Origin of the sequence: Sphingorhabdus sp. EL138 (assembly GCF_945890115.1) — a bacterium.
Lineage (GTDB): Bacteria > Pseudomonadota > Alphaproteobacteria > Sphingomonadales > Sphingomonadaceae > Sphingorhabdus_B.
In genome coordinates this window covers 79,502-103,287 of sequence record NZ_CAMDCK010000001.1, presented here as the reverse complement: position 1 = coordinate 103,287, position 23,786 = coordinate 79,502, and the positions used below count along the sequence as shown (strand labels likewise).

22 protein-coding genes are annotated in these 23,786 nt (G+C 55.7%); 12 read left to right on the top strand and 10 right to left on the bottom strand.

Annotated features, from left to right (window positions below; translation table 11 throughout):
* Nucleotides 1-5 precede the first annotated feature (5 nt).
* Nucleotides 6-1,814 (bottom strand): aminopeptidase P family protein, encoded by a 1,809-nt coding sequence (locus Q0O07_RS00565; RefSeq protein WP_295489144.1) that lies wholly within the window; start codon nt 1,812-1,814, stop codon nt 6-8.
* Nucleotides 1,815-1,940: 126 nt separating this feature from the next.
* Here Q0O07_RS00565 and Q0O07_RS00560 point away from each other — a divergent pair, with 126 nt between their 5' ends.
* On the top strand, nt 1,941-4,016 hold the full coding sequence (locus Q0O07_RS00560; protein WP_295489298.1) for a S9 family peptidase: 2,076 nt from the start codon (nt 1,941-1,943) through the stop codon (nt 4,014-4,016).
* 24 nt (nt 4,017-4,040) lie between these two features.
* Here the strand turns inward: Q0O07_RS00560 and Q0O07_RS00555 are convergent, their stop codons facing one another.
* The gene (locus Q0O07_RS00555) at nt 4,041-4,304 is read right to left on the bottom strand and encodes a hypothetical protein (protein WP_295489142.1); all 264 of its coding nucleotides are present in this window, start codon (nt 4,302-4,304) and stop codon (nt 4,041-4,043) included.
* 49 nt (nt 4,305-4,353) lie between these two features.
* Nucleotides 4,354-4,872, bottom strand: a complete 519-nt coding sequence (locus tag Q0O07_RS00550) for a response regulator transcription factor (protein ID WP_295489140.1) — start codon at nt 4,870-4,872, stop codon at nt 4,354-4,356.
* A gap of 116 nt (nt 4,873-4,988) precedes the next feature.
* On the opposite strand from Q0O07_RS00550, the gene nhaA reads away from it, so the two are divergent.
* The gene (gene nhaA / locus Q0O07_RS00545; RefSeq protein ID WP_295489139.1) at nt 4,989-6,209 is read left to right on the top strand and encodes a Na+/H+ antiporter NhaA; all 1,221 of its coding nucleotides are present in this window, start codon (nt 4,989-4,991) and stop codon (nt 6,207-6,209) included.
* Nucleotides 6,206-7,525 (top strand): hypothetical protein, encoded by a 1,320-nt coding sequence (locus Q0O07_RS00540; RefSeq protein WP_295489137.1) that lies wholly within the window; start codon nt 6,206-6,208, stop codon nt 7,523-7,525. The genes nhaA and Q0O07_RS00540 overlap by 4 nt, the downstream gene beginning before the upstream one ends.
* A 149-nt stretch (nt 7,526-7,674) precedes the next feature.
* Here the strand turns inward: Q0O07_RS00540 and Q0O07_RS00535 are convergent, their stop codons facing one another.
* From Q0O07_RS00535 to ykgO, 7 genes are all read right to left on the bottom strand, one after another.
* Entirely contained in the window at nt 7,675-8,625 is a 951-nt protein-coding gene (locus Q0O07_RS00535; protein ID WP_295489135.1) for an energy transducer TonB, read from the bottom strand.
* 40 nt (nt 8,626-8,665) lie between these two features.
* Nucleotides 8,666-9,595 carry an electron transfer flavoprotein subunit alpha/FixB family protein gene (locus tag Q0O07_RS00530; protein ID WP_295489133.1) on the bottom strand — a complete coding sequence of 310 codons (930 nt, stop codon included), beginning with the start codon at nt 9,593-9,595 and terminating at the stop codon, nt 8,666-8,668.
* Nucleotides 9,592-10,338, bottom strand: a complete 747-nt coding sequence (locus tag Q0O07_RS00525; protein ID WP_295489131.1) for an electron transfer flavoprotein subunit beta/FixA family protein — start codon at nt 10,336-10,338, stop codon at nt 9,592-9,594. Before Q0O07_RS00525 ends, Q0O07_RS00530 begins: the two co-directional genes overlap by 4 nt.
* Nucleotides 10,339-10,422: 84 nt before the next feature.
* Nucleotides 10,423-11,151 carry a bifunctional 2-polyprenyl-6-hydroxyphenol methylase/3-demethylubiquinol 3-O-methyltransferase UbiG gene (locus tag Q0O07_RS00520; RefSeq protein ID WP_295489130.1) on the bottom strand — a complete coding sequence of 243 codons (729 nt, stop codon included), beginning with the start codon at nt 11,149-11,151 and terminating at the stop codon, nt 10,423-10,425.
* Nucleotides 11,152-11,155: 4 nt separating this feature from the next.
* A complete protein-coding gene (sucC, locus tag Q0O07_RS00515) occupies nt 11,156-12,364 on the bottom strand; it encodes an ADP-forming succinate--CoA ligase subunit beta (RefSeq protein WP_295489128.1) in 1,209 nt (402 codons plus the stop codon).
* Nucleotides 12,365-12,528: 164 nt separating this feature from the next.
* On the bottom strand, nt 12,529-13,140 hold the full coding sequence (locus tag Q0O07_RS00510; RefSeq protein ID WP_295489127.1) for an HAD family phosphatase: 612 nt from the start codon (nt 13,138-13,140) through the stop codon (nt 12,529-12,531).
* A 123-nt stretch (nt 13,141-13,263) separates the two neighbouring features.
* A complete protein-coding gene (gene ykgO / locus Q0O07_RS00505) occupies nt 13,264-13,389 on the bottom strand; it encodes a type B 50S ribosomal protein L36 (RefSeq protein ID WP_125229386.1) in 126 nt (41 codons plus the stop codon).
* A gap of 152 nt (nt 13,390-13,541) precedes the next feature.
* On the opposite strand from ykgO, the gene Q0O07_RS00500 reads away from it, so the two are divergent.
* From Q0O07_RS00500 to ileS, 9 genes are all read left to right on the top strand, one after another.
* On the top strand, nt 13,542-14,141 hold the full coding sequence (locus tag Q0O07_RS00500; protein WP_295489125.1) for a DUF4136 domain-containing protein: 600 nt from the start codon (nt 13,542-13,544) through the stop codon (nt 14,139-14,141).
* Between the two features lie 140 nt (nt 14,142-14,281).
* Nucleotides 14,282-15,418 carry a M14-type cytosolic carboxypeptidase gene (locus Q0O07_RS00495; RefSeq protein WP_295489123.1) on the top strand — a complete coding sequence of 379 codons (1,137 nt, stop codon included), beginning with the start codon at nt 14,282-14,284 and terminating at the stop codon, nt 15,416-15,418.
* A gap of 109 nt (nt 15,419-15,527) precedes the next feature.
* A complete protein-coding gene (gene gpmA, locus Q0O07_RS00490; protein WP_295489122.1) occupies nt 15,528-16,214 on the top strand; it encodes a 2,3-diphosphoglycerate-dependent phosphoglycerate mutase in 687 nt (228 codons plus the stop codon).
* A gap of 111 nt (nt 16,215-16,325) precedes the next feature.
* On the top strand, nt 16,326-16,814 hold the full coding sequence (purE, locus tag Q0O07_RS00485) for a 5-(carboxyamino)imidazole ribonucleotide mutase (protein WP_295489120.1): 489 nt from the start codon (nt 16,326-16,328) through the stop codon (nt 16,812-16,814).
* Between the two features lie 9 nt (nt 16,815-16,823).
* Entirely contained in the window at nt 16,824-17,894 is a 1,071-nt protein-coding gene (locus Q0O07_RS00480; RefSeq protein WP_295489119.1) for a 5-(carboxyamino)imidazole ribonucleotide synthase, read from the top strand.
* 23 nt (nt 17,895-17,917) lie between these two features.
* Nucleotides 17,918-18,415, top strand: a complete 498-nt coding sequence (locus Q0O07_RS00475) for a dihydrofolate reductase (protein WP_295489118.1) — start codon at nt 17,918-17,920, stop codon at nt 18,413-18,415.
* Between the two features lie 23 nt (nt 18,416-18,438).
* Nucleotides 18,439-19,617: a dipeptidase gene (locus Q0O07_RS00470; RefSeq protein WP_295489117.1), complete on the top strand. Its 1,179-nt coding sequence runs from the start codon at nt 18,439-18,441 to the stop codon at nt 19,615-19,617.
* Nucleotides 19,618-19,755: 138 nt separating this feature from the next.
* On the top strand, nt 19,756-20,688 hold the full coding sequence (locus Q0O07_RS00465; protein ID WP_295489116.1) for a bifunctional riboflavin kinase/FAD synthetase: 933 nt from the start codon (nt 19,756-19,758) through the stop codon (nt 20,686-20,688).
* Nucleotides 20,689-20,932: 244 nt separating this feature from the next.
* Nucleotides 20,933-23,773, top strand: a complete 2,841-nt coding sequence (gene ileS / locus Q0O07_RS00460) for an isoleucine--tRNA ligase (protein WP_295489114.1) — start codon at nt 20,933-20,935, stop codon at nt 23,771-23,773.
* Nucleotides 23,774-23,786 lie beyond the last annotated feature (13 nt).

The window sequence follows — 23,786 nt, the reverse complement described above, 5'->3', positions numbered from 1 at the left end:
ACGCGTTAGCCTGCCGCCAACCCCGCACAGGCCTCCGTCGCCCATGCCAGTGCAGCGCCCTCCAATTGCGGGCCTACAATTTCGAATACCTTAATGTGATATTCATTCCACCAGCGCAGTTCGTCGGCGTTGAGTAGGCTCACGTCCACCAAATTCTTGTCAATCGGCGCGAAGGTCAAAGTCTCAAACCCGAAATAGCGCCCCTCCGCGCCTGCAATCGAGCGCTCCTCGACCAGCACGAGATTTTCGATGCGGATGCCATATTCGCCGGATTTATAATAGCCTGGCTCGTTCGACAGGATCATGCCCGCTTGCAACGGCTCGTCGCTGCCCGCCTGCCCGCCAGCGAATTTGGCGATGCGTTGCGGCCCTTCGTGGACCGCAAGGAAGCTGCCGACGCCATGGCCCGTGCCATGGGCGTAATCGAGGCCGGCCTGCCACAGGGAAGCGCGTGCCATGCTGTCTAATTGCGCCCCTCTGGTGCCTTCGGGAAACACGGCGCAGGCCAAGGCGATGTGGCCCTTCAGAACGCGGGTGAAGCGGTCCTTCATCTCGGCGGTGGGTTTGCCCGGGCCGACCCAGATGGTGCGGGTGACGTCGGTGGTGCCGTCCAAATATTGCCCGCCGCTATCGACGAGATAGATGCTGTTGGGTTCAATATCGCGGTTGGTGCTTTCATCGACCTTATAATGGCAATGCGCGCCATTAGGACCAGTGGCGGAGATGGTATCGAACGACAGATCCTTGAGCATGCCAGTATCTTCGCGGAATGCTTTCAACCGTGCGGCGGCGGATAACTCGTTCAATTCGCCTTTATACGCGGTTTCGCGCATCCAATGCAGGAACCGGCTTAACGCGGCGCCATCGCGGGCTTGTGCGGCGCGGTGGCCGGATTGTTCGATAGGGTTTTTGACCGCCTTGGGCAGGATGGTCGGGTCGCGCGCCTCGATAATTTGGGCGCCGCCAGCTTGCAGCGCGCCAAAGATTGCGGCGACCGCTCGGTCGGGGTCAACGGCAATCCGCTTGCCCTCCATCGACCGCAGTTCGGGCACAAATTCCGACGGATCGCGCAGGCGCACGGCATTGCCCAGATGCGCGCGGACCGCGTCGTCAACCTTTTCAGGCGCGACAAAAAGGTCCGCCGTGCCATCGGCATAAGCCAGCACAAAGCTGAGCGCGACGGGGGTGTTCGACACGTCGGAGCCGCGGATGTTCAGCAACCACGCCACCGAATCGAGCGCAGAAATGACGGTGCTGTCGAGCTTATGCGCCGTCAGCCACTCGGCCACAGCGGCACGTTTTTCGGCGCTGCTCTGCCCCGCATATTGGGTGTCGTGTACGATTAGCTTGGCCACGCTTTTCTGCGGCTGTTCAGCCCACACCCTGTCGATTGGATTGCTCTTGACCGCAACCAGTTCAGCGCCCTTGGCGGCCAGTGCCTTGGTCGCGCTTTCGACCCAATTTTTGGTGTGGACCCATGCGTCATAGCCGATACGCGCGCCGGTCGGGGCATATTCTTGCAACCAGTCTGCGATGCTCGTTTGCGGCACGCCGACATATTGCCAATGCTTGCCATCAACCTGCTCACGCACCTGCAACGTGTAGCGGCCATCGGTGAAGATCGCGGCTTCTTCGCTCAAAACAACGGCGCTGCCCGCCGAGCCGCCAAAACCCGTGAGCCAGCCCAGCCGTTGTGCATAATCGCCGACATATTCCGACATATGTTCGTCGCAGATCGGCACGACAAATCCGTCGAGCTGTTCTTTCTTCAATTGTGCGCGCAGGGCAGCGAGGCGGGCTTCATAGGTAGACATGTCGGACTTCCGTTCATATGGTTATGCTATCCATATACGCGAGGAAGTCGTCTCATGAAAGCACTGCTCCCACTCATTTTTGCAACCAGCGCATTATCCTCGCCCGCATTCGCCCAGAAAGAAGCCATGACCGAAAAAGCCACCGCGCAAATCAAGCCGCCCGTCGCCGTTAAGCGTCCGCATCAGGCGACCCATCATGGAGTGACGATTAGCGATGATTATCATTGGCTGCGCGATGCAAGCTATCCAACGATCGATGATGCCGAGATATTGGCGCATCTCAATGCCGAAAATGCCTATTTCGAAGCACAAATGGCGCCGCAGGCCAAGCTGACCGAAACGATTTTTCAAGAAATGAAGGGCCGCGTCAAAGAAGATGACAGCAGCGTGCCGCAAAAGGATGGCGATTATATTTACTGGTCGAAATTCGAAGAGGGCGCGCAATATCGCAAGCATTATCGCAAGCCCGTTGCGGGCGGCGCGGACCAGCTTATCCTTGATGAAAATGAATTGGCCAAGGACAAAGCCTATTTCCGCCTTGGGGCCGCCGAGATCAGCCCCGACGGCAAGATTTTGGCTTATGCTTATGATGATAATGGGTCGGAACGCTTTGACCTGCATTTCCGCAATTTGGAAACGGGCAAAAAATTGGCCGACATCATCCCCGGCACATTGTCCGGCATTGTCTGGTCATCGGATAGCAAGGGCGTGGTCTATGGACTAGCCAACGAAAATTGGCGCACCGACAATGCGTGGTTCCACCATCTGGGCGATGACCTGAGCAAGGCCAAGCTTCTCTATAAGGAAGAGGATATCGGCTTTGGCGTCGGCGTTGGCCTGACCGCGCAAGAGGATTGGATTGTCATTGGCACGGGCGACAATGTCACCAGCGAAGTGCGCTTGGTCCCCGCCAGCAACCCGACCGCGACGCCCATCATGGTATCTGCGCGCAAAGTGGGGCGGCAATATAGCGTCGATGTGCGCGACGGAACCTTATTCATTCTGACCAATGATGATCATGTAAACTTCCGCGTGGCGACCGCCAGCATGAAGGCACCCGGCGACTGGACCACGTTGATTGCCGGTTCCGACCGCCATTATTTGACCGGCCTGTCTTTGTTCAAGAATTTCTATGTGACCGAAGGCCGTATTGACGGCCTCGATCAGGTTGAAATCCGCGATTATGCCGATGCCAAAAAGGTTGAGCGGATCAAATTTCCTGAGGCAAGCTATGACGCTGGTTTAGGCGACAACCCCGAATATGATGTGACGAAGCTGCGGTTGGGCTATGAATCGATGGTCACGCCCGACACGGTGTTTGATTACACCCTCGCCGATGGTCGGCTGGAAACGCTGAAGGTGCAGGAAATCCCCAGCGGATATGACCCAAGCCAATATGTGACCGAACGCGTGATGATAACCGCGCGTGATGGCACACAGGTTCCGGTGTCGATCCTGACCAAAAAAGATTTCAAGAAAGACGGCAGTCAGCCGCTGCATCTATATGCTTATGGCGCTTATGGCTATGCCATGCCGCCCGGTTTTAGCGCCAACCGCCTGTCGATGGTCGACCGTGGTTTTGCGTATGCCATTGCGCATATTCGGGGCGGGGATGACTTGGGCTATCAATGGTATCTGGATGGTAAGCTGACGAAGCGGACCAATACCTTCAACGACTTTGTCGATGCGGCCAAAGGCTTGATCAATCTGGGCTTCACCAGCAAGGGCAAGGTGACCGCAAGCGGCGGTTCGGCTGGCGGCGAACTCATGGGCGCTGTCGTCAATCAGGCACCCGAATTGTTCGGCGCGGTGGTTAGCCATGTCGCCTTTGTTGATGTGCTCAACACCATGTTGGATAAAGACTTGCCATTGACGCCGGGCGAATGGCCCGAATGGGGCAACCCGATCACAGATAAGGCGGCGTTTGATTATATCCGCAGCTACTCGCCTTATGACAATGTGAAGGCGCAGGCTTATCCGCCGATGCTATGGACCGCAGGCCTCAACGACCCGCGCGTCACCTATTGGGAACCCGCCAAGATGGTCGCAAAGCTGCGCGACATGAAAACCGACGACAATGTGCTTTTGCTCAAAACCAATATGGGCGCTGGCCATGGCGGCAAGTCCGGACGGTTCGAACGCTTGCGCGAAAATGCAGAAGAGGCGGCGTTTATTGTGTGGCAGATGGGCAAAGCGGAGTAGCAAATGAACAGTTTCAAAATACGGTTAATTTTTCTTGCTGTGGCGATGGGCAATCTTGCGGTGGGCATGCATAAACCCTTTGCGCGCATCGACCATTTTTGTGAGGCCATTCGCTACGCCTTCAATGGCCGCCTGTGATTGCGCCAAGGACGCATCCGAATGACGGCACGCGTCAATAACGGAATATGTAAGTGTGGCGAGGTCAGCCAGAGCCTTATCAATGGCGAGATGTGTGGAGGTAATGTCCAATGCCAATTGCTTGGCTGTTTCATGCTCAATATGTACCATGTCGAAGTTTCCTCATGTTCAAGGCATTTTCAGCCGACGAGGGAACAGGTTATTGAAACAGTCGAAACGTACCCGTTAAAACCACAACAACAAAAGCCATCACCAACGTGCTGAAAAATGCCAAATTCAGCGCAAGAACCAGAATTTTCCTTTTGGATAATTCATGTCTCTCCCCCCCGATGGGCGGCACGGAAATGAACGAAATTATTTTCGCAAATCTCCGTCCCAGTCCGTCGGGAAGAGCGTTTTGGCTAACGGCATCGTCGGTGGATTCAAGCATCGACGTTTCGTATACGAATGGCTCGTATATATCGTTGCGTTCCATTGCGTCGAATATCTTGGCAGCGTCTATGCGAGTGGCGGCATTTAATTTGCGCCTTGCCGCGTCAAGCCGTTGATCAACAGTGAATGGCGATATGCCCAATGTCCGGCCTATTTCCTTAGAAGTGTGAAGCTGCGCTACCAGCCGGAGGCACGCCTTTTGACCTTCGGTCAAGTGAAGAGGCGACTGTGCGCTCATCGAAATGCTTTCTTCGACAAAAGACTTTTTGGACATTATTTCGGCCATGGCCCCAGCCCCCTTAACGAAGGTTATAAACCGAGATAAGCAGTTAAGGCAAGGCAATTGCTCTATTTTTTGCCTTCACTTGCTATCGTTGAGGCGAGTCGCCATAAGGATTGGCGATGATTGGAACTGCAAAACAACCCGCCAAAAATTCTGCTTTGCGAGCATTTTTATCGAGTGAAGCCGCGGGCGGTATTTTGCTAATGGCGGCCGCCGCATTGGCCATGATTATTGCCAATTCGGCAATTGCTGAAAACTATAATCATTTTCTACATTGGGTAATCGGGCCGGAGTTAACACCAAAGCTTGGCCCGATGACCGTCCATCTTTGGATAAATGACGGTCTGATGGCGATTTTCTTTTTGCTCGTCGGGCTGGAGATTAAGCGCGAATTTGTCGATGGGCATTTGTCCACTTGGGCCGACCGCACGCTTCCAACGCTTGCCGCTGCGGCGGGGATGGTTGTTCCGGCGATTGTGTATCTTGCGGTCGCGGGTGGCGATCCTGCATTGCAGCGTGGCTGGGCTATACCGGCTGCTACCGACATTGCCTTTGCCATTGGCGTGCTTGCGCTTTTGGGCAGTCGGGCGCCTGCTTCGCTGAAACTGTTCCTGACGACCGTTGCCATTGTGGACGACATGGGTGCGGTGGCGATCATCGCTTTATTTTATACAGCCGAGTTGAACATCGTCGCGTTGGCTGCTGCGGGCGGCATTTGGGTCGCAATGATGCTGCTGAACCGTTTTCGGGTAAATGCCCTTTGGCCATATCTCATCCTCGCGGTCCTTTTATGGTATGCGACATTATTATCCGGCGTGCATGCCACCATTGCGGGCGTGATGGCGGCATTTGCCATTCCCTTCCGCCGAACGCTCGCCGCACCTGACGCGGAAGATTCGGCACTCCACCGGCTTGAACACGCGCTGGTAAAGCCAGTTGCCTTCCTTATCGTACCAATTTTTGGGTTCGCCAATGCAGGTGTTTCGTTGGCGGGGATCAGCCTTGCTGCATTGGCTGCACCGCTGCCGCTTGGTATCGCTATGGGCCTGTTTTTGGGCAAGCAGCTTGGAATATTTACCAGCGTCTGGATCGCGGTCAAACTTGGCATTGCTGCGCGTCCGTCAAAGGCAAGCTGGCTGCAAGTCTATGGTGTAGCCTTGCTGTGCGGTATCGGCTTTACGATGAGCTTGTTTATCGGCGGCCTTGCCTTCACGGATCCTGATCAGGTGGATGATGTCAAAATTGGGGTTTTGATGGGGTCTATGCTGTCCGCGATAATTGGATATCTAATCCTGCGTTTTGCCGCACCGCAAAAAATTGCATCTGAAAGCACCATATGAATCTTAACCACATCATCCTTCCGCTCGCTTTGCTTGCATCGGGTTGCGCCACAGTTGCGCCAGCGGCCCCCGCCCCTGCAAATGTCGCTGCACCGGCGATGTCGATTGCTGCTATCTCTGATGCCTATATTCGGTTGACGCTTGAGGCAGGTACCCATGAAGCGGAATATGTTGATGCATATTATGGCCCGCCCGCGTTGCAAGACGCAGCGAAGGCAAATCCGCGATCATTGGCACAATTGATTGCCGAAGCCCGCGCGCTGACGGCTGCTATTGATGCGGCTTTGCCATCCTTACGTGCCGGCTCGGACCGCCGCCGCGCGGTTGCGCTACGTGGCACGCTGGTCGCCGCTGATACACGGTTGCAGATGCTTCAGGGACGAAAATTTGCGTTCAATGATGAAGCACAAGGTCAGTTTGCGACGGTACCGGACTTGAAGCCTCTGGCACATTATGACGCCATATTGGCCAATCTTGAAACGCTGATTCCCGGCGATGGTCCACTCGCCGCAAGGGTCGATTCCTTTAATGAGCGTTATGTCATTCCCAAAGACCGGCTGCAGCCCGTTTTCGATGCAGCCATTGCCGAATGTAAGCGCCGCACGGCGCAATATATGAATTTGCCAGCGGGCGAGACATTCGTGATGGAGTTTGTCACGGGCAAGCCTTGGTCAGGTTATAACTATTATAAGGGCAATTATAAAAGCCTGATCCAGATCAATACCGACCTTCCTATCCGCATCAGCCGCGCGGTCGATTTGGGCTGCCATGAAGGCTATCCCGGTCACCATGTGCTGAACCTGATGGCCGAAGAACAAATGGCGCGCAAAAATGGGTGGAAGGAATATGAAGTTAATCCACTCTACAGCCCAACGAGCGTTGTATCCGAAGGTAGCGCCAATTATGGCATTGATCTCGCCTTTCCTGCGGCGGAACGCTTGGCATTTGAACGCGATATTCTGTACCCGATGGCTGGCCTTGACCCCAAATCGGCAGACGCCTTCTGGCAAATGCAGCAAATGACCGAAGCGCTCTCGGGCGCGCGCCTGACCATCGCGGAAATGTATCTCGATGGCGCTGTCACACGTGCGCAGGCGCTCGCGTTAACGCAGAAATATCTGTTGCTCTCGCCCGCCCGCGCGGAACAATCGATCAAGTTCACCGACCATTATCGCAGCTATGTGATCAACTATGGCTGGGGCAAAGATCTGGTCCGCGACTATATCGAACGCGGCAATCCAGATACGACCGAACGCTGGCGCCGGATGGAGAAAATATTGAGCGAGCCCACCGTGCCAGCGGACTTGCTGCCTTAGCCAAGATGTTTGCGGAGTCAGGTGGTTCGCTTGTCTTCGGTTAGGTCTCCGGAGACGGATTGCCAACTGTCATCATGACCGAAGGCTGCGATGCCGTCGATAATTTGGGCGGCAATTTGGGTAGTCTTCCAAGCGGGTTTTGAAGCTATCTAAGGAATCTGGAATCGAACTCTGTTTTGGTAATATGTTGCAACGGGTTGTCCCATGGCGTCCAAAGCTGGAGAGAAGCGGGCACGTTTCATGACAGATTTGCAAACAGCATTGTCAAATTCTTTCGGGCGAGTTGTTGCCTGGATGTGGCAGTTTGTGGGCACTCCATCAGTGCCAATGATAAGCCTAAAATTTACTAAAGCTGGTTGTCCTGCAGACAGCATTGCAATGGGATAGTCGGACGACTTGACCCATTCCGTCGGTGACTGCGTGGGCCGTGCCGATTGACTGAGGGCCATGTGCTTTTCGACATCGATGCCCCATGTAGTCATCAGATCGGTTATGCACTTGTCGAGCGCCGCAAACGGTGCACCCATCGAACCCGTTTCGAGAATCACCTGTTGGCGGAGCGGCTTACCAACGCGCAAGAATTTAACAGCTTGTTCCCGATCGGCGCTGATGGGGGGAACAGGTCGATCTAAATTGCCCTGCTCATCTTTCGCTTGCGACAATTCTGCCCCGCGCAGTGGAGCAATACGAGCGCTGCTTGCAAACACCATTGCTGGTTGCTCACCGAGATTACCGTTTAGGAACTGCAGCTGCTGTTCTGCCTCATTTGGTCCAAACTGGATCGCCGCTTCACCTTTGTCAGCAAACGTTTTGACTGGCTTACCCGCAATAGTCAGCTGAAAGGCTCCGCCGGGTCCATAGCGGTCCATGAACAAAAGGACCGTTTGCTTACCTTCGCCAAACTGTCGTGCGAGGCGGCATTGTTGTTCGGCGTAGTTTACCTGCCATTTTGACGAGGGCTTCAAAATCAACGGCGCAGGTGCTGCAGCGGCCGCGGGCGTGGCGAGGGCGACACATATGAGCGATGCGACGAATGATTTTGCCATAATCAGCAAGTTAGACAGCACAGGCACGTCGCCACAAGCAAAAAGGGCGGACATTTCTGCCCACCCTTAAAGATTTACATTTTATTGCAAGCTATTAGAGCTTCCCGACCAGCTCCGGCACGACGGTAAACAGGTCGCCGACAAGACCGATATCCGCAACTTGGAATATCGGGGCGTCTTCGTCCTTGTTGATCGCGATGATGACCTTGGAATCCTTCATGCCGGCCAAATGCTGGATCGCACCCGAAATGCCAACCGCGACATATACTTCTGGCGCGACGATCTTACCCGTCTGGCCGACCTGATAGTCATTGGGCACAAAGCCGGCGTCCACGGCAGCGCGGCTTGCACCAACGCCTGCGCCAAGTTTGTCGGCCAAGGGCAGGATGGTGGCGGCAAAGGTGTCCGCATCCTTCAACGCACGGCCGCCCGAGACGATGATCTTGGCCGAGGTGAGTTCGGGGCGTTCTTGCTTGGCAATCTCTGCCGAGATGAACGTCGACGTGCCTGCATCGCCGCTACTTGCGACCGCTGCGATCGTTGCCGAACCGCCGCTTTCTTCTGCCTTGGCAAAGGCTGTGCCGCGCACGGTGATAACCTTCTTGGCATCGGACGATTGCACCGTGGCAATCGCGTTACCGGCATAGATGGGGCGCGTGAACGTGTCCGCGCTCTCAACGCTGAGGATGTCCGAGATTTGCATGACATCCAACAAAGCCGCAACGCGCGGTGCGATGTTCTTACCATTCGATGTGGCGGGCGCCAGAAACGCGTCATGGCTTGCCATCAATGATGCCACCAGTGGTGCGACATTTTCTGCAAGCTGTTGTGCATAAGCTGCGTCATCGGCAACATGCACGGTGGTCACACCCGCAATCTTGGCAGCCGCTTCGGCAACCGCGCCGCAGCCAGAGCCTGCAACGAGGATATGCACTTCGCCAATCTGCGATGCAGCGGTGACGACGGCCAATGTTGCATCCTTCAACGATGCATTGTCATGTTCGGCATAAACGAGGGTCTTCATGCGGCCACTCCCATTTCCTTAAGCTTTGCAACTAACGCATCGACGTCGGCAACCTTGATACCGGCGCTGCGCACAGGTGGCTCGATTACCTTCAACGTCTTAAGGCGTGGGCTAACATCGACGCCATAATCGGCGGGTGTTTTCTGCGCGAGTGGCTTGGACTTTGCCTTCATGATGTTGGGCAGCGACGCATAACGTGGTTCGTTCAAACGCAAATCCGTCGTGATGATCGCTGGCATCTTCAACGCCACAGTCTGCAAACCGCCATCGACTTCGCGTGCGACATGCACGTCGTCGCCCGATACGTTCACAGTGTTGGCAAAGGTGCCCTGCGGACGACCGGTCAACGCAGCGAGCATTTGCCCTGTCTGGTTGCTATCATCGTCAATCGCTTGTTTGCCCAATATGACAAGGCCGGGCTGTTCTTCGTCCATGATCTTTGCAAGGATCTTGGCAACGCCCAAAGGCTCAACATCTTCAGCGACGACCAAGATTGCGCGATCCGCGCCCATGGCCAAGGCCGTGCGCAATGTTTCTTGCGCCTTGTCCGGCCCAATCGACACCGCGATAACCTCGGTCGCAACGCCCTTTTCCCGCAAACGCAGCGCTTCTTCGACCGCAATCTCGTCAAACGGGTTCATGCTCATTTTGACATTCGCCAAATCTACACCCGAACCATCAGGCTTAACCCGAGGCTTTACGTTATAATCGATGACCCGCTTCACGGGGACGATGATCTTCATGTGCTCATCCTTCCATACCGACTCAAAAAGACAATTGGATACCTGCTTAATATGATGCGCATATGCTTAACGTTTACGTGAACGTCAAGCGCCAAAGCGGCGACGGACGCGATTTAGCGCATTGTCCACAACCGCCGATAACACTGTTTTGGCTATGAACGCATCGGGGTGAATTACATCAATCAATGCCGGAGTAACAGTGTGCTTTTGTTCAAAAATATCTATCAGGCCTGCATTATTTTCATTAGCAAAAATGACCATATTCTGCCGATGCCACCACTGCACCGTGTCGTCGTACCAAAATACCGGACGGATAATGTCGAAAAGGCGATAACCGCACTGCGCAAAATGCTCGGTCCAATAGGACAAGGGCTGCTCGTTAACATGATGCGTGCCGCCCTGACCCGGTGTTGCCGCAGAAAACAAGACCGCTGGGCTATGCTTGCAAAGCAACTGCACGAAGCCAGCCGCGCGATCTACATCCAAATGCTCCGCTACTTCAATGCAGGCGACGAGATCAAACGTGCCAAGGTTGCCGTCAAAATTGGCGAGATTAACCGACGTAAAATGCGCGTCATCGATCAGCAAGGATGAACGGGCATAGTCACCGTCGATGGCGCGCAAGGACGGCACATCGTTTTCAAGAAATGCCCGTGACCACGCGCCCGAACCGCACCCGACGTCAAGCACCGATTTCGGCGCGATCAGATCTGTGATAAATGGCACGATCCGGCTGGCGGACCGTGCAGATGTCGAATTCTGACGCTGAAAAAAACCGGAGCGATAGACGTTCGGTGCGGTGTTATCGGCCAATGCGCTAAGCTGCCTTGCGCACCTCCGCGACAATTTTCTCCGCTGCATCGCCCAAGTCATTGGCGGACACGATGGGCAGGCCGCTATTGGCGAGGATGTCCTTGCCCTGCTGCACATTGGTGCCTTCCAGGCGCACCACGAGCGGCACCGACAGGTTCACTTCCTTGGCCGCAGCAACAATACCATCGGCGATGATGTCGCATTTCATGATGCCACCGAAAATGTTCACGAGGATTCCCTTTACGGCAGGGTCCTTCAATATGATCTTGAACGCGGCCGTGACCTTTTCCTTCGATGCGCCGCCGCCGACGTCCAAGAAGTTGGCAGGAAATTCACCGTTCAGCTTGATGATGTCCATCGTTGCCATGGCAAGGCCCGCGCCATTGACCATGCAGCCGATATTGCCGTCGAGTTTAATATAGGCCAGATCATATTCCGATGCTTCAACCTCTGCAGGGTCTTCCTCGGTCAAATCGCGCAGTTCGGCGAGGTCCTTGTGCCGGAACATCGCATTGCCGTCAAAACTGACTTTGGCATCAAGCACCAAAAGCGCGTCGCCATTCTTGCCTTCGCAAACCGCCAACGGGTTGATTTCGATCTGTTCCGCATCGGTACCAATGAACGCACTGTAGAGACCGGCAAGCACAGTCTGCGCTTGCTTGGCCAAGTCACCAGTCAGGCCAAGCGCCTTGGCCACGCTGCGGCCATGATGGGGCTGAAGACCAGTGGCGGGGTCGATGACGATGGTGTGGATCTTCTCGGGGCTGTCATGTGCCACGTCTTCGATATTCATGCCGCCTTCGGTGGACGCCACAACCGCGATACGGCTGGTTGCACGGTCGACGAGCAAAGCGAGGTAGAATTCCTGCTTAATATCAGCGCCATCGGTGATGTATAGGCGGTTGACTTGCTTGCCTTCGGGGCCGGTCTGGATCGTTACTAGCGTGTTGCCCAACATGTCTTTTGCATGGGCCTCAACCTCATCCAGATTAAAGGCCAGACGGACGCCGCCCTTCGCATCGGGACCCAGTTCCTTGAACTTGCCCTTGCCGCGTCCACCAGCGTGAATTTGCGACTTTACGACGTAAAGAGGGCCGGGAAGCTGCTTCGCGGCGGCAACGGCCTCTTCTACGCTCAATGCCGCGATACCGGCGGGCACAGCGACACCGAATTTTGCGAGCAGTTCTTTGGCCTGATATTCATGGATATTCATGGGAGATTACGTCCTTGCAAAGCGAGATTTCTATATTGCTAAAGCACAGACGCGCCATGAATGGAAGGGCTTGCGCTGATGTTTTTTGGGTCACGCAGAGGCGCAGAGGGCGCGGAGATTTGATGACTCTACTCTACATCCTCCGCGCCTCTGCGTGCAAAAAACTACAGTAATAACTCCAGGGCAACCAATTCACGACGAAGTGACTCGGCATCTGTAAAATGATGCGCAGCAAAACCGTTTTTGCGCGCGCTGACGACATTGTCATGATTATCGTCGATAAAAATCGCTTCGCCCGACTTGAGCCCGAAGCGCTGTAATGCCAGCGCATAGATCGCAGGGTCAGGCTTCACCAATTTTTCGACTCCCGACACGATTATGTCCTGAAAACGGTCGAATATCGGCTGGGTGGGGCGAAACATATCCCAAAACTCAGCGCCGAAATTGGTTATCGCAAATAACGGAACGTCGCGTTCGGCGAGTTCCTGCACGATCTCCAGTGACCCCGTGACGGGTCCTGGAATGGTCTCATTGAAACGGGGGGCGTAGGCCGCAATCCACGCGGCATATTCTGGAAATTCAGCAATCCGCTCGGCAACCATATCGTCCAAAGCGCGACCTGCATCATGTTGAAAATGCCATTCGGGCGTCACAATGACTGTGACGAAATATTCCAGCTCATCCCTGTCTGTAATCAGCTTTGCAAAAAGATGCCTGAGATCCCATTCGAACAGCACTTTGCCGACGTCAAAGACCACAGTGGTTATTTTGGTCATGCATTGCACCTCTTCGCCGGAGGGACTTGATCGAGGTTAAGGCGCAAAAAAACCGCCCACGAATCAGATTCGGAGCGGCATTCTGCCTGAACCAACTGCCCGCATTGCGCAGGCAGGGCCAAATTAACCCTGACGCGCCTTGAAGCGTGGCTGAGTCTTGTTGATGACATAGGTGCGGCCACGGCGACGAATCACGCGGTTATCGCGATGGCGGCCTTTGAGCGACTTAAGAGAATTAACGACTTTCATCGGATTTACCCGTCTAATAAATGCAAGAAGCTTGAATTGAAGGCGCGCTCCTATGGGTCGGGCACTGGAAAGTCAAGCGGGATTGGCCCTTTTGCGGATTCAGCCACCGTACATCGCTTGATATGCTATATGACAGGCCTAAGGATATCTGCATGATGAAAATTGCCCGAATTTTGTCGCTTCTCGCGCTGACTGGGTTAACCGCTTGCGTCGTGCCAACGGGACCTGTCGAGGTCACCCGCTTTAACCGCGCCGCCGAAGGCGTCCCTTATGGCGCGGGCAGCTTTGCTGTCGCGCTTGTGGGCGAATCGGTTTCGAACCAGCCACTTGCCGGATCGCCCTATCTGGCCGCTGTTGCACGCGAAATGCAGCGTATCGGCTATCGGGATAATAGCGGAAATTCCCACGTGATCGCCGAAGTGCGTTTTGGCGCAACCGTGATCCGCCCCGACCGCCCTGCGCCCGCGCCCGTGTCGGTTGGCGTCGGCGGGTCGACGGGTAGCTATGGATCGGGAGTGGGTGTTAGCCTTGGTTTCAATCTGGCTGGCGGTTCAGCGGCACAGGTACAATCCAGCTTGGCCGTCCGCATATTGCGGCGCAGCGACCAAATGGTGATTTGGGAGGGAACGGCGTTGCAATCTGCCAAGGCCGGTTCACCCGCCGCACAACCCGGCATCGCTGCATCAAAATTGGCCGAAGCCTTGTTTAAGGACTTCCCCGGCGTGTCGGGTGAGACTATCCGCGTGCCATAAACAGCCAGACATTGTCATTCCGGCGAAAGCGGGAGTCCATTAGCTGAGCTTTCATATTAACATACCGGCGCAGCTTGCTGCACGGTTAATCCATGGGTTCCCGCTTTCGCGGGAATGACATAGTGGGGAAGTAAGATTTTATGCCGATCACCGATATCAATGCTGCCTTCGACAGCGGTAACATCATCGTTCATGCCATTGATGGCAATGTTGCGACGCTGGGCATCCGCAAGGACAAGGATTCGGAATTCGCCCAATGGTTTCACTTCCGCGTGGCGTGTACCGCAGGCGAAGAACTGGAATTGCGGATTACCGGACTGGAAAGCAGCGCCTATCCCGGTGGCTGGCCCGATTACCGGGCTTGCGTCTCTGAAGACCGCGATTATTGGGGACGCGCCGATACGACCTATGACAAGGCAAAAGATGGCGGCACATTGACCATCCGTTACACCCCCGCAAGCGACCTTGCATGCTTTGCTTATTTCGCCCCTTATAGCATGGAACGGCACCATGATCTGATTGCCGAGACGGCATCGCTGGAAGGCGTGACCTATCGCTGCCTTGGCCATAGCATCGAAGGCCAGCCGATTGATTGCCTCGAAATGGGCCATGGCGATACGCAGGTCTGGCTCTATGCGCGGCAGCATCCCGGCGAGACGCAGGCCGAATATTGGATCGAAGGCGCCATTGATATGCTGACGGACCTCAGCGACCCGCATACCCGGCGACTGCTCGATAAATGCCGCTTCCACATTGTGCCCAATTGCAATCCGGATGGAAGCTGCCGTGGGCATTTGCGCACCAATTATCTGGGCGTAAACCTGAACCGCGAATGGGCCGAACCGTCGGCAGAGCGCAGCCCCGAAGTGTTGGCTATCCGTAACGCGATGGATGAATCAGGCGTGCATTGGGCGATGGACATTCATGGCGATGAAGCCATTCCCGCAGCATTTATGGCTGGGTTTGAAGGCATTCCGTCATGGACCGATGATCAGGGTGATCGCTATAATGCTTTTATCAACCGCCTGTCGGCGCGCACCCCCGATTTTCAGACAGAGCTGGGTTATACCAAAGCTGGTCCTGGCAGGGCCAATCTTTCCATGTCCACCAACCAACTGGCCGAACGCTTTGGCCCTTCGCATCAATGCGTCTCCATGACGTTGGAAATGCCCTACAAGGACACCGTCCATGGCAACGACCCCGACCAAGGCTGGTCCCCCGAACGCTGCCGTTTATTGGCCCGCGAATGCCTCGCGACCTTGGCGGAGATGGTGTAGATATAGCTGTGTGCTCGGTCGCGCGCAAAAGCCCCTTCAGTCGTTTCATGACCTTGGCGATGTGACCAATTTGCGTTAGGGCCCGACCAAATAATTTAGGAAATCATATATGCCAAAACTTATCCTCATCCGTCACGGCCAATCGCAATGGAACCTTGAAAACCGTTTTACCGGCTGGTGGGATGTGGATGTCACCGAAAAGGGTGCGGCGGAGGCTTGGGCGGCAGGCGCGTTGATGAAGGAAAAGGGCATCGCGCCCGACACTGCCTTTACCAGCGTGCAGACACGGGCAATCAAGACGCTTAATCTGGCGTTGGAGGCGATGGGGCGTTTATGGGTTCCGGTAACCAAAAATTGGCAATTGAACGAACGGCATTATGGCGGGCTAACGGGCCTGGATAAAGCAGAGACAGCGGCCAAGCATGGCCAGGATCAGGTGAAGATCTGGCGCCGCAGCTTCGACATTCCGCCGCCGCCGCTTGCGGTAGGGTCGCCATATGACCTGTCCAATGACCCGCGTTATGCCGGTATCAATATTCCGGCGTCTGAAAGCCTTAAAGACACCATTAACCGTGTGCTGCCTTATTGGGATAGCGCGATAGTGCCGGAGTTACAGGCTGGAAAAACCGTATTGATTTCGGCGCATGGCAATAGCCTGCGCGCGCTCGTCAAGCATTTGTCGGGTATTTCCGATGCGGACATTAACGGCTTGGAAATCCCGACGGGGCAGCCAATCGTGTATGAATTGGACGACCATCTGAACGGTGAATATTACTATCTGTCCGAACGGTCATAACATGCCGCTGCGCGTATAAGCGGGTTGACGGTTAACGCTTCGTTGCTGGATTGCGCCTTTTGCACCACAAGGCTAAGGCCATTGCCAACGAACTTGTCAGGGGAGTGACATATGACCGACGCAGCGCCGATCATTGGCATCATCATGGGAAGCCGTTCGGACTGGGAAACGATGCGCGAAGCCTCAGCGACGCTTGCTGCGCTGCACATTCCCCATGAATGCAAAGTGGTGTCTGCGCATCGCACGCCCGAACGTCTTTATGAATATGCCAAAACTGCCGTTAGCCGCGGTCTGAAATGCATTATCGCGGGCGCAGGGGGCGCGGCGCATCTGCCGGGTATGGCAGCATCCATGACGCGCCTGCCGGTGCTGGGCGTACCCGTGCAGTCGAAGGCGCTGGATGGCATGGATAGCCTTTTGTCCATCGTGCAAATGCCCGCTGGCATTCCGGTTGGCACATTGGCCATCGGCAAAGCGGGCGCAACAAACGCCGCGCTTTTGGCGGCGGCCATGTTGGCGAATGAAGATGCCGCACTGGCCGAGCGGTTGGACGCTTGGCGCGCGGCACAGACGGCTTCGGTCGCCGAAACGCCTGAATAAGGTTCATTTATGGCGGCGTTACCCCCGGGATCGACGATTGGCATATTGGGCGGTGGTCAGCTTGGCCGCATGCTGGCGACTGCGGCTGCGCAATTGGGCTATCGTTGCCATATTTACGCGCCGCCGGGGGACAATGTCGCCAGCGATGTCGCTGCCGCTTATACGGTCGCGGAATATGATGATCTGGCGGCGCTGAAGGCATTTGCAATGGCCTGTGACGTGGTGACTTTTGAATTTGAAAATGTGCCCGTGACGCCGCTGGAATCGATCACTGGGCTTGTTTCGGTATACCCGCCGCTTAAGGCGCTTGAAGTGGCGCAGGACCGCGCTGTCGAAAAGCAGTTTGTCCGCGCCCTTGGCGGAAAAACGGCGGAGTTTGCGGTTGCGCAGGACGAAAGCGGCCTGGCGGCTGCAATTGCGGCCGTTGGCATCCCTTGCGTCCTCAAAACAATCCGCATGGGCTATGACGGCAAAGGCCAGTCGCGGATCACCGACGATGGGGACGTAGCAGGTGCGTGGGAACGCACAGGCGAACAGCCGCTCATCGCCGAAGCCATGGTGTCGTTTGATGCAGAATTCTCGGTGATATTGGTCCGCGGTCAAGACGGTGAAATCCGTTTTTGGGACAGTTCGCAAAATTTGCATATCGGCGGTATCCTCGCAAAATCGACACTGCCGTCCGGACCATTGGTCGAAAGCCAACAACAAGCGGCGCGGGATATGGCCGCCGCGGTCGCATCGGCGCTGGATTATGTCGGCGTCTTTACCGCTGAATTCTTCGCCAGCGGACAAGGCCCGTTGTTCAACGAAATCGCGCCCCGCGTGCACAATAGCGGACATTGGACCATTGAGGGCGCAGTCACGAGCCAGTTTGAAAACCATATTCGCGCCATTTGCGGACTACCGCTTGGATCCACCGAAACAGTGGCGCAACGCGTGGAAATGGAAAATCTTATTGGCAGCGATGGCGATCGCTTTGAACAAATTTTGGCTGACCCTGCGGCGCATCTGCATCTATATGGCAAGGCCGAAGCGCGACCGGGCCGAAAAATAGGCCATGTCACCCGCTTGTATAGGTAAGAAAAAGTCGGCAAGACGGGCGCATGAATCATCCCGAAATCGTTCTTGTCCTCGCCCGCGCCTGTAATGGAACAATCGGGAAGGATGGCGGCATGCCATGGCATATCCCGGCCGACCTGCGGCATTTTAAGCAAGTGACCAAGGGGCGTCCCATGATTATGGGACGCAAGACCTTTGACAGCCTGCCGGGGCTGTTGGAGGGCCGCCGCCATATCGTGCTGACTCGCGACCAAGATTGGGAAGAAGAGGGCGCCGAAGTTGTGCACTCGGTCGAGGAGGCATTGAAGCGCGCCAATGGACCACATGTCTGCGTCATCGGTGGCGCCGAAATCTACAACCTGTTCCTGCCGCTGGCCGACCGCGTTGAGCTTACCGAAATCGCGGCCAGCCCCGATGGTGACGCGACCGTTGCGGCGTTTGACATGTCGGTCTGGCAAGAAATGGCGCGGGAGAGCCATGCCGCGCAAGGCGGCGCTCCTGCGTATGATTTTGTAACATTGTTGCGGCGGGCTGCAGTCTAAACGTCGGGGTGATAGGGGGCATTATGCGCAAGAAAATCTGGATACCGGCGACGTTGATTGCCGTGGCGGCTGTCGGCTTTTTCGGCTTTGCACCTGGCTATGTCGAAGGGTCAATGAACCAGATCGATGGCAAGCCACTGATCGCGGTCAGCGATGAGGCCAAGGCTTTGCACAATACGCTCAACATCGTTGACCTGCACAGCGACACATTGATGTGGAACCGCGACCTAAACGACAGTGCGTCGCGCGGCCATATGGATTTGCCGCGTTTGCAAGACGGCAATGTCGCACTGCAATTGTTCTCGTCCGTGACAAAGACACCAAAGAACCAGAATTATGATGGTAATGGTGCCGACAGCGACAACATCACCTTATTGACCATTGCGCAGTTGCAGCCAGTGAAGGCTTGGAGCTCTTTGGCCGAGCGTTCCTTATATCATGCCCAAAAGCGTGATGCTGCAGTTGATGCGTCCGATAATGCGATCAAGGCTGTTGATACCGCAGGCCAGTTGGATGCTTTGCTGGCCGCGCGGCAGAAAGAGAAGCGCCCCGTCGGCGCCATGCTGACTATTGAAGGTCTGCAAAATCTGGAAGGGAAGGCGAGCAATCTCGACCGTTTGTATGACGCTGGTTTTCGTATGGCTGGCCTGACCCATTTCTTTGACAATGAACTGGCGGGTTCGATGCATGGCTTGAAAAAAGGCGGCTTGACCCCCTTTGGCCGCGACATTGTCAAGCGGATGGAAGTCAAGGGCATGATCATCGACATCGCCCATTTGTCGCATAGCGGCGTTGCCGAAGTGTTGGCGATGGCCACACGTCCGGTCGTCTCCAGCCATGGCGGCGTGCAGGCGACCTGTAAGGTCAACCGCAACTTGACCGATGACGAAGTGCGCGGTGTGGCCAAAACCGGCGGCATCATTGGCATTGGGTATTGGGACGGCGCCTTGTGCGACACCAGCCCGCGCGCGGCAGCAAAAGCAATGAAGCATGTCCGCGATCTGGTGGGCATAGAGCATGTCGCCTTAGGTTCAGATTATGATGGAGCGACCACCGTGCGGTTCGACACATCGCAATTGGTTCAGGTGACGCAAGCGTTGCTGGACGAAGGGTTTACCGCAGCCGAAATTCGCGCCGCCATGGGCGAAAATGCGCTGCGCGTTATTCGCGCTGGCTTGGTGCCGAAGGTGAATGCGCAATGATGTTCCCCCTTAACCGCAGCCTTGAGCAGCAGTCGCGCAGCGGCTGCGTCCGTCGAAGGGCGGCCATTTGCGCAATACCGCCCTTCGACTTTCGCCAGTGCTATCGCACTGACGGCTCAGGGCTAGGGTAATATTGACATGATGATCCCCCGCCTTTCCGCCAAAGATCGCATGCCCGATGCCTTGCGCGGCGCTGTGGTCGCTTTGGGCAATTTCGACGGCTTTCATCTGGGGCATCAGGCTGTCGCGGGCGCGGCCATCGCGCAGGCGAAGGCAGCAGGCCGTCCCGCCATCATTGCCACATTTGATCCGCACCCCGTGCGCTTTTTCGCGCCGCAATCGCCTTGGTTCCGGTTGACGACATTGGACCAGCGGCAGCTTTTGTTCGAAAATGCGGGCGCGGACGCCATGTTGGTGTTTGATTTTGATGCTGAACTGGCGGCGACCAGCGCGGAAGATTTCATCGTTAAATTACTTGTCGAACGGCTTGGGTTTTCGGCTGTCGTTACCGGCGAAGACTTCACCTTTGGCAAAGCGCGCGGCGGCAATATCGATGTGCTGCGCGATATTGGTGGCGTGCACGGGCTTTCCGCGACGGCGATGGGCCCAGTGGTCGATGACGCGGGCATCATCTCGTCAAGCCGCGTCCGCACGGCATTGCAAGATGGCAACTGCGCAACCGCCACCGCCTTGTTGACGCGACCCTTTACTGTGCAAGGTATCGTCCAGCATGGCGACAAAAACGGTCGTCTTCTGGGCTTTCCAACCGCCAATATCGACATGGGCCATTATCTGCGCCCGCGTTACGGCATTTATGCGGTGAAGGGCCGTTTGCCCGATGGCCGCGTGCTAAACGGCGCGGCAAATCTGGGCATCCGCCCAACCTTTGACCCGCCCAAGGAATTGCTTGAGCCGCATTTCTTCGACTTTGCTGAAGATTTATATGACAAGAATATCGAAATCGAATTCCACGCCTTCATTCGCGGGGAGGCGAAGTTTGACAGTCTGGACGCACTGATAAAGCAAATGGCGAAGGATTGCGACGAAGCCCGCCGGATATTGAGCGCATAATATCGAAGAGCTTGGCCCGGCGTTGCGGCGGTAGTCCGATGCGGTGTATTTACTCTGCGTGCATGGCGATAATTGATAGTTATACCATTTGTCACCCCTGACTTGATCGGGGGTCCATGGTCTGTCTGCGCAGTTTTCGCTGACATGTCATGCCATGGATTCCCGCATTCGCGGGAATGACACACGCGTGGAGTGACAAGGAGGTTTCAATTCTCCTCATCTTTACGCTAAAGGCGCTTCTAACATGACTGATCCTATCGACTATCGCGACACCGTTTTCCTGCCGAAAACAGATTTCCCTATGAAGGCTGGCCTTCCGCAGAAGGAGCCGGGCATTCTCGCACGCTGGCAAGAGCAGGATTTCTACGCCGAGTTGCGCAATCGCCGCCGTGGGCGCGAAAAGTTCATCCTGCATGATGGCCCGCCTTACGCCAATGGCGACATGCATATTGGCCATGCGCTGAACCATATTCTGAAAGACATGGTTGTCCGCACGCAGACATTGTTGGGCAAAGACGCGCCTTATGTGCCCGGCTGGGATTGCCACGGCCTGCCCATCGAGTGGAAGGTTGAGGAGCAATATCGCAAGAAAAAGCTCAACAAGGATGAAGTGCCGCAGCAAGAGTTTCGTGCCGAATGCCGCGCTTATGCGCAAAATTGGGTCGATACGCAGCGCGAGCAATTAAAGCGGCTGGGCATCAATGCCGATTGGGACAATCCCTATCTGACGATGGATTTTCAGGCCGAGGCGACGATTGTTGCCGAGTTGTTGAAGTTCGCCGAAAGCGGTCAGCTCTATCGCGGCGCGAAGCCCGTGATGTGGTCGCCGGTTGAAAAGACCGCGTTGGCCGAGGCTGAGATTGAATATGAGAACATCACATCCACGCAGATCGATGTGGCGTTTGAGATTGTTGAGAGCCCGATTGCGGAGTTGGTTGACGCACATGCGGTGATCTGGACAACGACGCCGTGGACGATTCCGGTCAATCAGGCGATCGCTTATGGGCCGGATGTTGAATACATAGCCTTTAAATATGAGGGTCGTTCGATCCTAGTGGCATCCGCGTTGGCGGGCGAATTTAACAAGCGTATTCACCCGAAGACAGCGGAACCGACATCTACAGAAGCTGGTCAATTTTTGGTTACAGGCGAAGCGTTTGGTATAACAACACAATTCTGGTCCGGCAAAGGCTCCGAACTAGCCGGAACCATCGTCCGCCATCCAATGCACGAACTCGGCGGTTTCTTTGCTAAGCCCCGCCCAATGCTCGCGGGCGATTTCGTTACCACTGACAGCGGCACCGGGCTTGTCCATATGGCGCCTGACCATGGCGAGGATGATTTCGACCTGTGCAAGGCCAATGGCATTGAACCGGTCTTCGCGGTCGAAGGCGATGGCAAATATCGCGCCGATTGGCTCTGGCTGGGCGGTGAGGGCAGCGTCATCAACCCCAAGTTCAACGCGCCCGATGGCCCGATCTGCGCGGCTTTGCACGAAGCTGGTGGATTGCTCGCGGCGTCGGCGGATTACAAGCACAGCTATCCGCATAGCTGGCGGTCGAAGGCGAAGGTCATTTACCGTTGCACCCCGCAATGGTTTGTGCCGATGGACAAAGCCACCGTCGATGGCACGCTGCGTGAAAAAGCGATGACTGCGATTTCGGAAACCCGCTGGGTGCCCGAAAAGGGCCAGAACCGCATCACTGCGATGGTCGAAGGCCGTCCCGATTGGGTGCTGTCGCGCCAACGCGCATGGGGCGTGCCGATCACGCTTTTTGTGGATCGCAAGTCCGGCCAATATCTCTGCGACGCAGGCGTGAACGCACGCATCATCGCGGGTATTCGCGAAAACGGCGTCGATGGCTGGAGCGACGAACGCGCGCAAGAATATCTGGGCAGCGATTATGCCTTGGCGGATTATGAGCGCGTGACGGACATTTTGGATGTCTGGTTCGATTCGGGCTGCACGCATGCCTTTGTGCTCGAAAGCGGACGCTGGCCTGATTTGCAATGGCCTGCTGATCTTTATTTGGAAGGTAGCGACCAGCATCGCGGCTGGTTCCAATCAAGCCTGCTGCAAAGCTGCGGCACGCGGGGCCGTGCGCCCTATAACGCGGTGCTGACGCATGGTTTTACCATGGACCAAAAGGGCATGAAAATGTCCAAATCCTTGGGCAACACGATCAACCCGTTGGACCTGATGCGTGATAATGGCGCGGACATCTTGCGGCTGTGGGCGTTGACCGTGGACTTCACCGAGGATCACCGGATCGGCAAGGAAATCCTTGCTGGCGTGTCCGACCAATATCGCAAATTGCGCAACACCTTCCGCTATCTGCTGGGCGCGCTCGACGGGTTTTCGAATGCCGAAAAGGTAGCGGTGGCGGACATGCCGAAACTGGAGCGGTATATGCTCCATCTGCTCGCCGACATGGATGCGAAGTTGAAGGTCGCCGTCAATGACTTTGACTTCAATACTTATGTCCGTTTGCTGACCGAGTTTTGCAACGAAGACCTGTCGGCCTTCTTCTTCGATATCCGCAAAGATTGCCTCTATTGCGACGCGCCGACCAGTGACAAGCGGATGGCGTATCGCACCGTGCTCGACACCTTGTTCCACGCACTGGTGCGCTATGCCGCGCCGGTGTTGGTCTTCACCAGCGAAGAAGTGTGGCAAACGCGCTTCCCCGATGAACACAGCGTGCATTTTTCGGATTGGCCGGCGGTGCCGACCTTAGATTTCGGCGCTTTTGACAAACCTGATGCTGTTGGAGCTTCATTTGCGGGTGAATGGGAAGCCATTCGGCGAGTCCGCGAAGCGATTCTGAAGGAAATTGAAATTCTCCGGAGAGAGAAGATCATTGGCTCGAGTCTTGAAGCGGCTGTTGTGTACCCGTCTCCAATTGTCGCCGGTCGCGAGGCCCTTATGGCAGAACTGTTTATTGTTGCGTCAGTAGCTCAGGGCGAACGCGCCGTTGTCGCTCCCACCACCAACCACAAATGCGGTCGTTGCTGGCGGCATCTGCCTGAGGTTGTCGACGATGGTGCATTGTGCGGTCGGTGTGCGGATGTTGTTGGTGGGTAATGATCTTCTTCGT

Bases quoted from the DNA above. Each gene is read 5' to 3' on its own strand.
- Q0O07_RS00470 (WP_295489117.1), top strand. From the start codon at position 18,439: ATGCGCAAGAAAATCTGGATACCGGCGACGTTGATTGCCGTGGCGGCT.
- Q0O07_RS00535 (WP_295489135.1), bottom strand. From the start codon at position 8,625: ATGTCCGCCCTTTTTGCTTGTGGCGACGTGCCTGTGCTGTCTAACTTG.
- ykgO (WP_125229386.1), bottom strand. From the start codon at position 13,389: ATGAAAGTCGTTAATTCTCTTAAGTCGCTCAAAGGCCGCCATCGCGAT.
- gpmA (WP_295489122.1), top strand. From the start codon at position 15,528: ATGCCAAAACTTATCCTCATCCGTCACGGCCAATCGCAATGGAACCTT.
- Q0O07_RS00530 (WP_295489133.1), bottom strand. From the start codon at position 9,595: ATGAAGACCCTCGTTTATGCCGAACATGACAATGCATCGTTGAAGGAT.
- Q0O07_RS00525 (WP_295489131.1), bottom strand. From the start codon at position 10,338: ATGAAGATCATCGTCCCCGTGAAGCGGGTCATCGATTATAACGTAAAG.
- Q0O07_RS00480 (WP_295489119.1), top strand. From the start codon at position 16,824: ATGGCGGCGTTACCCCCGGGATCGACGATTGGCATATTGGGCGGTGGT.
- ileS (WP_295489114.1), top strand. From the start codon at position 20,933: ATGACTGATCCTATCGACTATCGCGACACCGTTTTCCTGCCGAAAACA.
- Q0O07_RS00560 (WP_295489298.1), top strand. From the start codon at position 1,941: ATGACCGAAAAAGCCACCGCGCAAATCAAGCCGCCCGTCGCCGTTAAG.
- Q0O07_RS00475 (WP_295489118.1), top strand. From the start codon at position 17,918: ATGAATCATCCCGAAATCGTTCTTGTCCTCGCCCGCGCCTGTAATGGA.
- Q0O07_RS00555 (WP_295489142.1), bottom strand. From the start codon at position 4,304: ATGGTACATATTGAGCATGAAACAGCCAAGCAATTGGCATTGGACATT.
- nhaA (WP_295489139.1), top strand. From the start codon at position 4,989: ATGATTGGAACTGCAAAACAACCCGCCAAAAATTCTGCTTTGCGAGCA.
- Q0O07_RS00465 (WP_295489116.1), top strand. From the start codon at position 19,756: ATGATGATCCCCCGCCTTTCCGCCAAAGATCGCATGCCCGATGCCTTG.
- sucC (WP_295489128.1), bottom strand. From the start codon at position 12,364: ATGAATATCCATGAATATCAGGCCAAAGAACTGCTCGCAAAATTCGGT.
- Q0O07_RS00540 (WP_295489137.1), top strand. From the start codon at position 6,206: ATGAATCTTAACCACATCATCCTTCCGCTCGCTTTGCTTGCATCGGGT.
- Q0O07_RS00565 (WP_295489144.1), bottom strand. From the start codon at position 1,814: ATGTCTACCTATGAAGCCCGCCTCGCTGCCCTGCGCGCACAATTGAAG.
- Q0O07_RS00510 (WP_295489127.1), bottom strand. From the start codon at position 13,140: ATGACCAAAATAACCACTGTGGTCTTTGACGTCGGCAAAGTGCTGTTC.
- Q0O07_RS00495 (WP_295489123.1), top strand. From the start codon at position 14,282: ATGCCGATCACCGATATCAATGCTGCCTTCGACAGCGGTAACATCATC.
- Q0O07_RS00550 (WP_295489140.1), bottom strand. From the start codon at position 4,872: ATGGCCGAAATAATGTCCAAAAAGTCTTTTGTCGAAGAAAGCATTTCG.
- purE (WP_295489120.1), top strand. From the start codon at position 16,326: ATGACCGACGCAGCGCCGATCATTGGCATCATCATGGGAAGCCGTTCG.
- Q0O07_RS00500 (WP_295489125.1), top strand. From the start codon at position 13,542: ATGATGAAAATTGCCCGAATTTTGTCGCTTCTCGCGCTGACTGGGTTA.